The organism is Bradyrhizobium sp. DOA1, assembly GCF_001593325.1.
GTDB lineage: Bacteria > Pseudomonadota > Alphaproteobacteria > Rhizobiales > Xanthobacteraceae > Bradyrhizobium.
Genome location: NZ_JXJM01000001.1, coordinates 5,029,391 through 5,040,637 on the forward strand (window position 1 = coordinate 5,029,391; position 11,247 = coordinate 5,040,637).

Here is an 11,247-nt window from a genome sequence, read left to right on the forward strand (position 1 = left end):
CATCGCGATGGTATTTCAAAACTACGCGCTCTACCCCTATCTGACCGTCAACGAGAACATCGCCTTCGGTCTGCGCGCGCGGAAGACCTCCGAAATCGAAATCAGGAAGCGGGTCAGCGAGGCGGCCGAAATGCTCGGCATCGGCAATCTCCTGCAACGCTACCCGCGTCAGCTGTCCGGTGGACAGCGCCAGCGGGTCGCCATTGGCCGCGCCATCGTCCGCAAGGCGGATCTGTTCCTGTTCGACGAGCCGCTCTCGAACCTCGACGCCCAGCTGCGCGACGAGATGCGGAGCGAGATCAAGCGTCTGCATCACGAGATCACGACGACCATGATCTACGTCACCCACGACCAAGTCGAGGCGATGACGCTCGCCGACCGCATCGTGCTGCTTCGTGAGGGAGAGATCGAGCAGCAAGGAGCTCCGCTGGAGCTGTTCGAGCAACCCCGCACTGGATTTGTCGCCGGATTCCTCGGGTCTCCGTCGATCAACCTCATTCCAGCGACCCTCAAGACCACCGGCGACGGCGCAGCGGTCGTGTTTGAATCCGGCGGTGCGCTGACACTTCCGAGCGCGAAGACCACGTCACTGGCGAGCACGGAAGGTCGAAAGGTTCTCGTCGGCATTCGTCCGCAGCATGTCAGTCGGGCCGGCGGCGGATCTCTCCGCGATGGAGTGGTCGCCTACTCGGCCGTCGCCGATCTCATTCAGCCGACAGGGACCCGTACATTCACCACCATCAAGATCGGCGGAGTGGATGCGGTTGCCGAGCTGCAGGCTCATGACGTCAGCAGCCATGGCGAGCGGCTTGACCTCGCCATCGACCTCAATCGCGTGGTGCTGATCGATCCGGCCAACGGCCTGGTAATCGCCTAGCCAACACCAACAATCTGCAGAATGGAGGAATAAATGGCGTCTAGACTCTTTGCCACGGGGATCGGAGCGCCCGAAGGTCCGGTGTGCCTGCCGGATGGATCGATGTATGTCACGGAAATGTCGGCGTCGACCCTTTGCATCACGCGGCTCGACCCTCGCGGCAACCGCAGGGTGATCCGGACAACGGGCGGTCGTCCGAACGGACTGACGACCGATGGCCATGGCCGGATCTGGATCGCCGAAGCCGGGCTCCGCGCGCTGATCTGCATCGACGACAGCGGAAACGAAATCCGACGCATGCAGGGCGAAGGCACCGATCGCTTTCTGTTTCCGAACGACCTCTGCTTCGGTCCGAACGGCCTGCTCTACATGACAGATTCCGGCATGGCCGCGGAAGACTTCATCAATGGCCAGGCCTTTGTCGCCGGCTATATGGATCTCGATTGGGACGGCCGCGTATACGAGATTGACCCTGCTGCCATGAAGGTGCTGCGCGTCCTTGATCGTAAGATCCGCTTCACCAACGGCATTGCCTTCGGTCGTGACAATCATCTCTATGCTAACGCATCCTTTACTGGCGAGATCTACCGATACGACGTGTTTGGCGAGGCCTCGCCGGAACGCGTGGTCTTCGGCAACGTCCTGCAACCAGATGCCAATCCCGATTTCAAGGGCCCGGACGGGATGGCCTTCGACAAGGACGGCCGGCTTTATTGCACGGTCTACAACCAGAAGAACGTCACGGTGCTGGACCGCCGAGGAGAGGTGGTCGACCGTCTGATCCTGGACGGACCGCAGCCGACGAATTGTGCCTTCACGCTCGAGGGCAAGAAGCTACGCGTCACTGAAGTCGGCAAGGGTCAGGTCGAGGAGATCGATGTGCCCTGCGAGGGCCTGCCGCTGCATCTGCCTAAATTCGCGTGACGGTATGCCTCGCGGTTTGGGCCGCGAGGCATAGCTCATGAAGTCCTCACAGGAAGCCGATCGACAACCATGGTACGGCGGCTACGATCAGCGTGCCTATCAGTAGCGCGATCATGTAGCCGACGATCGGCTTCATGCCCTCATCCGGGTTGATGCGGCTGATGGCGCAGGCAGCGTAGTAGCCGACGCCGAACGGTGGCGCGAACAAGCCGATACCCATCGCGAGAACGACCACCATCGCGTAATGGACATCGTGGACGCCAACCTGCCGCGCGATCGGGAACAGGAGCGGACCGAACAAGACGATGGCCGGAATTCCCTCCAATACGCTACCCAGAATCACGAAGGTCACGATCGTCACCGCCAGGAAGACTGGGGCACCGCCGGGGAGACTGGTCATGAACTTGGCGAGAGAGGCGGAAAACCCTGACTGCGTCAGCGCCCAGGCCATGCCGGTGGCTGCGCCGATGATCAGCAGGATCGCGCCCGACAGCGAGGCCGTCTCGACCAGCATCGGATAGATCCGGCGCCAGTCGAACTGCCGGTAGATGAAGAGACCAGCGCAAGCCGAATAGAGGATGCCGATGGTCGAGACCTCCGTTGCCGTCGCAACGCCTTCGACGACGGCTGTCCTAATCACGAATGGCAACGCAATGGCTGGGACCGCGACGACAAAGGCTCGGCCGATCTCTCGCCCGGTTGCCCGTTTGACGTGAGACAGGTCTTCGCGGCGATATCGCCACCACACCACGGCCGCGAGCATGACCGCAAGAACCACGCCCGGAAGCAGGCCGCCCGTGAACAGCCCCGAGATCGAAACGCCGGTCACCGAGCCGATCGTGATCAGGACGAGCGACGGCGGGATCGTTTCGGTCTGCGCGCCAGTTGCCGCCAGAAGCGCAACGAGATCGCCCGGTTTGGCCCCACGCTGCCGCATCTCTGGAAACAACACCGGAGCCACCGCAGCCATATCTGCCGCCTTGGAGCCCGAGATGCCGGAGACCAGGTACATCGCCCCGACCAGCACATAGTGCAGTCCCCCGCGCACGTGGCCGAGAAGGCTTGCCAGGAAGCCGACCATCGCGCGGGCCATACCGGTCATTTCGATCAGAAGGCCAAGAAAGACGAAGAGCGGCACGGCGAGCAGGATCAGATGGCTCATGCCCTCATCCATCCGTCCGATCATCACCACGTCGGGCGTGCTGGTTGTCAGGGCGAGATAACCGACGGTGGCAAGGCCGAACGCAAACGCGATCGGCACCGCTGCAAAGACCATCGCGCCGACCACGAAGACGAAGAAGATCAAAAGGTTCAGATTGCCCAACGGCTTCAAGACGGGAGCGAGCAGAACGAAAGTCGCAATGATGCCCGCGACGATCACCACGGAGGCGAGCAAGCTGCGCACACTTGCGATGCGGATGAGCCGCAGGACTGCCGCCATGAGCATCAGGCCGAGCCCCGTCGGCAGCGCCGCCGCGCGCCAGCTGTTGACGATCTCAAGCGCCGGCGTGGTGACGAATGCCTCGTCGGCCGCGAATTCATAGGCCGGCCAGACGACCAGCGCGAGGAACGCCAGTGATGCCGCGGCGGCCACGACATCCAGGAACGCGCGAACCTCCGCGCCAAGAATCCCGACAACGGCGGTCATCCGCATATGCTCGCCCCGCTGGAAGGCAATCACGGATCCAAACATGGCGAGCCAGAGGAATAGGATGCCGGCAAGTTCATCCGACCATACGATCGGCGAACGGAACGCATATCTGGCTACGATCCCTGCGGACAGCACTGCGATTTCGGCCAGCACGAGCAACGCCGCCGGTACCGCAACGACGTGACCGAGTACCGCATTCGCCTTCACTACCCAACTACGCGAGCCTGCTTGAGACGCGCCGGCCGCCATACCGGCATCTGCGTGCGGCGTATGGCCCACACTGGTCATGATAGCTGGCCCGTGGCTTTTTCGAGCTGCGACCATGCCTCCTCGCCGAACTTGGCTTTCCAGTCTGCGTAGAAACTGGTCTTCGACAGCGCCTGGCGGAACGCGGCGCGATCGACGTCGATGAACTTGAGCCCCTTGCCGGAGAGATCAGTCCGCAGGGATTGGCTGAGCTTTGCGATGTCGGCGCGCTGGTCAATGGCGGAGCGGTCGAGCTCACGGGTCACGATTTCCTGTACATCCTTCGGCAAGCGCTCGAAGGCGCGCTTGTTGCCGAGGATCCAGTAACCGTCCCAGACGTGCCCGGTCAGGCTGCATGTGGTTTGCACCTCATAGAGACGCGCGGTCGCGATGATCGGCAGCGGATTCTCCTGCCCGTCGACGACTTTGGTCTGCAACGCCGAATAGACCTCGTTGAAATTGATCGGAGTTGGCCCCGCACCGAGAGCCTTGAACAGCGAGGTCAAGAGCGGTGCCGGCGGAACGCGGATCTGGAAATTCTTCAGATCATCCGGCGTTCGCACCTCCCGGCCGGACGACGTCACCTGACGGAAGCCGTTGTCCCAGGCCTTCGACACCGCCAGAATTGGGGTCTTGGCGATCTGCGCCCGGATGTAGGTACCGAGATCACCGTCCATTGCCTTCCACACGCTGTCGTAGCCGGCGAAAGCAAAGCCCGTGTTGACGATGCCGGCGCTAGGAACCAGGGTGGCAAGGATCGAGGATGATTGGTTGAAGAACTCGACGCCGCCGCTGCGAACCTGGGTCATAAGCTCGGTGTCGGAGCCGAGCTGGTTGGCGGGGAACAACCTGATCTCCAGCCGGCCGCTGGTCGCCTCCCGGATACGGTCGATCGCCTCCTGCGCACGGGTATTCACCGGGTGCGTCGGATCCTGTCCTGTCGCGAACTTGTAGACAAACTCGGCGGCGGAGGCCGGACGCGTCAGAATTCCGCAGAGGGGTACGGCCGTGGCTGCCATCAACAACGAGCGGCGGCTGATGCTTTCGGATTTCGAGACAGTCATGTGTTCCTCCAGATCCTCTTTTGAATTTTGTGCCTGGTCCATCTTCCCGTTGGCATGCGGGTGTTCGGGCTCTTCGTTCTCCGGCTCTCGCCCACCGGCATTTGGGCAAGAGCCATCGCTCGCCGCCGCAACATGCGGCGAGCGCTGCTCCTCCAAAAAGGCTTGGCTTGACCGGCGCCTAGCGCCGGTAGACTAAAGCCACTGCTTGATCTGCCTTGCGACCTCTGCGGTTGAAATCCCGTAGCGGTCGTGCAGTGTCGGCAGGGCGCCCGCATCTAGAAATTCGTCCGGCAATGCGATCTGCCGGAAAGGGGGATGAACGGCTGAACGCATCAGAAGTGCAGCAATTGCCTCGCCAAGACCGCCGATCGTCGTGTGGTTTTCGGCAACCACGACAAGCCGGCCCGGCCTGCCGGCTTCCCGCAAGATCGTCTCGGCATCGAGCGGCTTGATAGTCGGAACATGCAGCACTGCAACATCCACGCGGTCGTTCTTCAGGGCCTGCACCGCCTCGAGCGCACGCATCGTCATGATGCCCGATGAAATGATCAGGACGTCCTTGCCATCGCGGATCAGCTTGGCCCTGCCGAGCTCGAACTTGTAGCCGTATTCGTCCAGCACGACCGGCACTTGGCCGCGCAGCAGGCGCATGTAGACCGGCCCGTGATGCGCCGCGATCGCGGGCACCAGCTGCTCGATTTCAATGGCATCGCAGGGATCGATGACCGTCATGTTCGGCATGGCGCGGAACAACGCGAGATCTTCGGCGGCCTGATGGCTCGGTCCATAGCCCGAGGTCAGGCCTGGCAGAGCGCAAACGATCTTCACGTTGCGGTCTTCCTCCGCGATCGTCTGGTGAATGAAATCGTAAGCCCGCCGGGATGCGAACACGGCGTAGGTGGTCGCGAACGGCATGAAGCCTTCTGCGGCGAGACCGGAGGCGGCGCCAAACAGCAACTGCTCGGCCATTCCCATCTGATAATAGCGATCCGGAAATTCCTTGGCGAAGATATGCAGGTCGGTGTATTTGCCGAGATCGGCCGTCATGCCGATCACCTCCGGGCGCGCGCGCGCCAGCTCGACGAGCGCGTGCCCAAATGGCGCCGGCTTCGTCTTCTGTCCTTCGGTGGCGATCGAGGCGATCATGGCGGAAGTAGTCAGGCGCGGCTTGCCCGGCTGGGGCGCTGATCTCACGGTCTTCATGCCTGCCTCCCCGCTTCCAGCGCGGCAAGCGCGAGCTGCCATTCGTGCTGCTCGACGCGGATAAAATGGTTCTTCTCACGCTGCTCCAGGAAAGGAACGCCCTTCCCCATCAGCGTGTCGACGACGATCATCCGCGGCTTGGGGTCAGGGTGCGATTTGGCCTCGTCGAATGCACCAACCACCGCATCAAGATCGTTGCCGTCGATACGCTGTACGAACCAGCCGAAGGCCTGGAGTTTGTCGACCAGCGGCTCGAACGCCATCACCTGTGTGGAGGGACCATCTGCCTGCTGATTGTTGACGTCGACGATGCCGATCAGATTGTCGAGCTTGTAGTGGCTGGCCGACTGGATCGCCTCCCAGACCGAGCCCTCGTCGAGCTCGCCATCGGAGAACAAGGTGTATACCCGCGCCTCGGATTTCTTGCGCTTGAGGCCGAGGCCCATGCCGACGGCGATGCCGAGCCCAAGCCCGAGCGAGCCGCCTGACATCTCCATTCCGGGCGTGTAGGAGGCCATGCCCGACATCGGCAGGCGGCTCTCGTCGCTGCCATAGGTTCCGAGTTCCTCTTCAGGGACGATTCCCGCCTCGATCAACGCCGCGTAGAGCGCAATCGCATAGTGCCCGTTGGAGAGCAGGAAGCGGTCGCGTCCCTCCCAGCCTGGATCCTCGGGCCGGTAGCGCATTGCGTGGAAATAGGCCACGGCGAGAACGTCGGAGATGTCGAGCGCCTGTGCGATATAGCCCTGGCCCTGGACTTCACCCATGCGCAGAGCATTGCGGCGTATATTGTAAGCGCGGTCCGCCAGGGTGAGCGCATTGGTCAGCGTCTTCGTCGGCGTTTCCATCGATCGAACCTCGTCTTATTGACTCAGTGGATGAGCATGCCGCCGTTGACGTCGATCACTGCGCCGGTGACGTAGGCTGAGAGGTCCGACGCGAGAAACGTGTAGATGCCGGCGACGTCTTCCGCAGTACCAAGACGATTGAGCGGAATGCCTTCCAGGATCTTCGCTCTCATCTCGTCAGTCAGCTTGCCGGCCGTGATGTCAGTGCCGATCAGGCCGGGCGTGACGCAGTTGACGCGGATACCGTCGGGACCGAACTCCCGTGCCATCGCCTTGGCGAGACCAAGGACGCCGGCCTTCGCAGCCGAGTAGTGCGGCCCACCAAAAATTCCGCCGCCGCGCTGCGCGGAAATCGACGACATGCACGCGATCGATCCGGACTTCCGCGCACGCATATGCGGGATCACCGCCTGGGAGAGGAACAGAACGCCCTTCAGATTGACATCCTGAATGCGATCCCAATCGGCCGGCGATATGTCCAGGAACTTGACCGGCTGGGTGATGCCGGCATTGTTGACCAAGATGTCGATGCCGCCGAATGCTTCCATTACGCGCGCGACCGCCCGCTCGCATGATGACTTGTCGGCGACGTCGCACGACACTCCGACATGCTCTGTACCAAGAGTGGTCGCTGCACCCGCGGCAGCAGCGGCATCGATATCGAGAATGGCAACCCGCGCGCCCTCGGTAGCGAACCGGCGCGCCGTGGCAAGTCCGATGCCGCGCGGCGAGGCCGCGCCCGAAATGATTGCCGTCTTTCCGCTGAGCAGCATCAGTTCCTCCCGCAGATTGTTCTTCCTTGGCGGGACTAGGAATGACCTGCGGAGGGCTATCGGACAAGCGCACAGTTGTCACGGATCGATGAATCTGGTTCACTTATGAAATGCTGTCGAATGTCCCGATATCGGCAATTAGAGCCTTTGAAGCTGCGGCTCGCACTGGATCATTTCGTGATGCGGCGAATGAGCTTCACCTGACGCCGAGTGCGGTCAGTCATGCCATCCGCAAGCTGGAGGATACGCTTCGGACCGTTCTGTTTGAGCGCAGTGCACGGTCAGTGCGGCTTACGCCAGCCGGCGAAAATCTGATGCGCCACACGGGAGCGGCATTCGATCAGCTCCGCCGTGGCCTTGAGGAAGTTGCCGCGCGCGGCCCGCAGTTAGTGCGCGTCCACTCCGCGCCTAGCTTTGCCGCGCAATGGCTGGCGCCGCGGCTCGCACAGTTTCTTGCGGCTTATCCAAAGCTCGAGGTTCGATTGGCGGCAAGCACGGACTATGCGCGCTTCAGCAACGACGATTTCGATATCGACATCGTCTATGGCCCGCCGCGCGCGGAGGGAGTTGAGATTATCCCTCTCCGGGAGGAGACGGTAACCCCACTCTGCTCCCCTGCGCTCGCAAAATCGATCAGGAAACCTGCCGACCTTCTCGATCAGACGCTGATCCGCTCCGACGTTAAACAGGTTCAGTGGCACCAATGGTTCACCGCCAATGGACTGGAGGCCCCTGCCCTCCATGGCATGAGATTCGATCGCAGCTTTCTAGCGATAGCGACGGCCGCCGAAGGTCTAGGGGTGGCGCTGGAATCGACGCTTCTGGCCGAGCGCGAACTGGCAAGCGGCCGGTTGGTAGCTCCATTGGCAGGACGCGCAAACGACATCCGCTACATCGGTCACCGCCTGATCTACCCGCGCGCCAGCCGACAGAGATCGGCGGTGCGAGCTTTCGCAGACTGGGTCGTGGCGCAACTCGGCGGCGAGAAGCCAGATTCCGCGCGCTGAAATCCAAGTGTCTGGACGAACATCCGCAGCTAAGCAAGGGAACGGCCGAAGGCCTATTTTCCTATCGACGGCTGGCGCTCGCGCACGACTTCAACTGTTCGCCAACGAGAAAGCTGTGGAAAGCAGCGGCACCGCCAGGAGGTAAAGCGCGAAGGCTCGTTGCGGAGCGGCCTCGTGAATTATCCCTTTCGTTCGCTGCACTATCCCACTCTGCTACGAGCTGCCGATCGACCTATCGCAGTCGATATCCACCACGTATTTCATGACCTGAAGCTACAGGAACAAGGGAAGCAGCGAAGCAATGTAGCCTTAGTCGACAATGAAAGCTAAGAAACGGATCAAGCGGGATTCCCAACTAAAAGATCCGTTCTGAGACCCACATTTGTAAGTCTCTGAATTAATTGGTGGGCGCACCAGGGCTCGAACCTGGGACCCGCTGATTAAGAGTCAGCTGCTCTACCAACTGAGCTATGCGCCCGAAAGGCGGTCAATGCCTTGCGAGGCCGGTCGTTTAGCAAAGCGATCCGGGTCTGGCAAGCGATGGGACGGAAGTTTTCCAAGGCTTCGTCCATAAGTCCAGAGAAGCGAAAAGCCGCTGGATTCCAGCGGCTTCGCCAAGGTTAATCCGGGGTAACCCCCGCCGAAACCGCCCCCGCTCAGAGCCGGCCCTCGCGGTCCCCGTCCGGGCCGCTATCGCGGTCAAAACGGTCGCGGTGGAAATGGTCCATGCCCCGCTCCATCATGCGGTCCATGCCGCGTTCCATGAAATGGCGGCGCTGACCGTCCTCGCCGCCGCCGAACGGGCCGCGGTGGCGGGTCAGCACGGCGAGCCGCCGCTTCTGACCCTCGTCCAGCGTCTTGTAGAGCGGGTCGGCGGCATCGGCGATCTTCTTCAGGGCCGCGGAGGTGGCGCCCATGTCCTCGGCGCGCTGGCGCAGGCGGGCGATCGGATCCTCCGGCTTGTCAGCACCACCTGGACCGGCATTCATCCGCGCATTGGCGCGGTCGATGCGCAGCTTGGCGAAATCGCGCACGGCAGCCTCGACCGGCGGCCACAGCTTCTCCTGGTCGGCGTTGAGCTTCAGCCCGGCATGGACGGCGGCGATCCGCGCGTCGACGAAGGCGGCGCGGTCTTCCGGGTTGAGGCGGATGTGACGGACGTGCTCCATCCACGGGCGATGATATTGAGCATAGACCGCGCCTGAGCCGGCGATGCTGAGCACGGCGATGGCTGCGATGGTGAACTTCCTCATACAGACCTCCTCTGGAAGGGTCCCTGAGGATGAGCGCGCAACGGCTGACGCGCAACTTACAACTTGGACAGGGAGTGCGTTGTTACGAAGATGTAACTGCCGTGAACGCCTGTTCAGATGCACACTGAAATGATTTGCAACAAGAAGGGCTTCCGTGCCGGCACGGAAGCCCTCTGTTCATGCATATTCTATCCGTGCACGACGTCAGCTGGTTCGTCGTGCTCTCAGTTGGTGGTGCTCTTGGCTTCCTTCTGGAACTCGTCGATCAGCGACTGGCCGACGCGGCTCGCGGCGTCCTTGTAGACCGGCTCCATCGCCTTGCGCAGCGCCTCGTCCTGCTCCGGCGTGAGCTTGACGATCTCGCTCTTGCCGCTCTTCTTGATCTCGGCGAGCGCGTCGTCGTTCTCCTTTTGCGATTGCGTGTTGTTGAAGTCGGTCGCCTCCTTCATCGCCTTGGAGAGCTGGTCGCGGATGTCGGCCGGCAGATCGTCCCAGAACTTCTTGTTCACGATCACGACGTAGCCGATGTAGCCGTGGTTGGTCTCGGTGATGTACTTCTGCACCTCGTGCATCTTCTGGGTATAGATGTTCGACCAGGTGTTCTCCTGGCCATCGACCACGCCGGTCTGGAGTGCCTGGTAGACTTCCGAGAACGCCATCACCTGCGGCAGGGCGCTGAGCGCCTTGAACTGGGCCTGGATCACGCGCGAGGACTGGATACGGAATTTCACGCCCTGATAGTCGGCCGGGGTCACCAGCTTCTTGTTGGCGCTCATCTGCTTGAAGCCGTTGTCCCAATAGGCAAGTCCGGCGATGCCCTTGGCGTCCAGCAGCTTGAGCAGCTTGGTGCCGAGCGGGCCCTCCGTCACCTTCCGCAGCGTCTTCAGATCCGGAAGGATATAGGGCAGGTCGAACACCTCGAACTCGCGGATGCCTAGCGGTCCGAATTTCGAGTTGGATGGCGCCAGCATCTGCACGCTGCCGAGCTGCAGCGCCTCGAGCTCTTCCTTGTCCTTGTAGAGCGTCGAGTTCGGATAGACCTCGACCTTGACCTTGCCGCCGGTGTACTTCTCGGCGAGCTCCTTGAACTTCTCCGCCCCTTTACCTTTCGGCGTGTCGGTGGCGACGACGTGGCTGAACTTGATGATGATCGGTGATTGCGCCGACGCCGGGCCGGCAAGGCCAAAATTCATACCAAGTGCCAGGACCGCGATGGACGCGGCAATCGCGAAGCTGCGCATAGTCTCTCCCTATCGTTATTCTCTTGGGCTGCCCAAAGCGGGCGTCTGTCCAAAGCCGGGAGCATCAATAGCGGCTCGCGCATTGAGCCGCTATTGGCCCTTCGCAGGGCAGCTATTCTCGGTGCATGCCGCGCGCACCGCTGAGCTCCCTCTCCCGCTT

Annotated in this window: 10 protein-coding genes and 1 tRNA gene; 3 read left to right on the forward strand and 8 right to left on the reverse strand. The window is 61.8% G+C overall.

The window, feature by feature from the left end; all coding sequences use genetic code 11:
* The coding region (locus SE91_RS23430) for an ABC transporter ATP-binding protein (RefSeq protein ID WP_063921311.1) at nt 1-877 on the forward strand (877 nt) is incomplete at its 5' end.
* A 33-nt stretch (nt 878-910) separates the two neighbouring features.
* Complete coding sequence (locus tag SE91_RS23435) at nt 911-1,801, forward strand: SMP-30/gluconolactonase/LRE family protein (RefSeq protein WP_061849294.1); 891 nt, start codon at nt 911-913, stop codon at nt 1,799-1,801.
* Between the two features lie 46 nt (nt 1,802-1,847).
* Here the strand turns inward: SE91_RS23435 and SE91_RS23440 are convergent, their stop codons facing one another.
* The 5 genes from SE91_RS23440 to SE91_RS23460 all read right to left on the reverse strand — a co-directional run bounded on the left by SE91_RS23440 (nt 1,848) and on the right by SE91_RS23460 (nt 7,586).
* Nucleotides 1,848-3,701, reverse strand: coding sequence for a TRAP transporter large permease (locus tag SE91_RS23440; RefSeq protein ID WP_082813795.1), 1,854 nt, complete (start codon nt 3,699-3,701; stop codon nt 1,848-1,850).
* Between the two features lie 35 nt (nt 3,702-3,736).
* Nucleotides 3,737-4,762, reverse strand: a complete 1,026-nt coding sequence (locus SE91_RS23445) for a TRAP transporter substrate-binding protein (protein WP_197489508.1) — start codon at nt 4,760-4,762, stop codon at nt 3,737-3,739.
* Nucleotides 4,763-4,954: 192 nt separating this feature from the next.
* Nucleotides 4,955-5,965, reverse strand: coding sequence for a transketolase family protein (locus SE91_RS23450; protein ID WP_197489509.1), 1,011 nt, complete (start codon nt 5,963-5,965; stop codon nt 4,955-4,957).
* Nucleotides 5,962-6,813, reverse strand: a complete 852-nt coding sequence (locus tag SE91_RS23455) for a transketolase (protein WP_061849298.1) — start codon at nt 6,811-6,813, stop codon at nt 5,962-5,964. The genes SE91_RS23450 and SE91_RS23455 overlap by 4 nt, the downstream gene beginning before the upstream one ends.
* A 23-nt stretch (nt 6,814-6,836) precedes the next feature.
* Nucleotides 6,837-7,586 carry an SDR family NAD(P)-dependent oxidoreductase gene (locus tag SE91_RS23460; RefSeq protein WP_061849299.1) on the reverse strand — a complete coding sequence of 250 codons (750 nt, stop codon included), beginning with the start codon at nt 7,584-7,586 and terminating at the stop codon, nt 6,837-6,839.
* Nucleotides 7,587-7,696: 110 nt separating this feature from the next.
* Between SE91_RS23460 and SE91_RS23465 the strand changes: the two genes are divergently transcribed.
* Nucleotides 7,697-8,593, forward strand: a complete 897-nt coding sequence (locus SE91_RS23465; RefSeq protein ID WP_061849300.1) for a LysR substrate-binding domain-containing protein — start codon at nt 7,697-7,699, stop codon at nt 8,591-8,593.
* Nucleotides 8,594-8,995: 402 nt separating this feature from the next.
* On the opposite strand, the gene SE91_RS23470 is transcribed toward SE91_RS23465, so the two are convergent.
* The 3 genes from SE91_RS23470 to SE91_RS23480 form a co-directional block, all read right to left on the reverse strand.
* Nucleotides 8,996-9,071 (reverse strand) — tRNA-Lys (locus SE91_RS23470).
* A 178-nt stretch (nt 9,072-9,249) separates the two neighbouring features.
* Nucleotides 9,250-9,846, reverse strand: a complete 597-nt coding sequence (locus SE91_RS23475) for a Spy/CpxP family protein refolding chaperone (RefSeq protein WP_061849301.1) — start codon at nt 9,844-9,846, stop codon at nt 9,250-9,252.
* Between the two features lie 224 nt (nt 9,847-10,070).
* On the reverse strand, nt 10,071-11,087 hold the full coding sequence (locus SE91_RS23480; protein WP_061849302.1) for a TRAP transporter substrate-binding protein: 1,017 nt from the start codon (nt 11,085-11,087) through the stop codon (nt 10,071-10,073).
* Between the last annotated feature and the right edge of the window lie 160 nt (nt 11,088-11,247).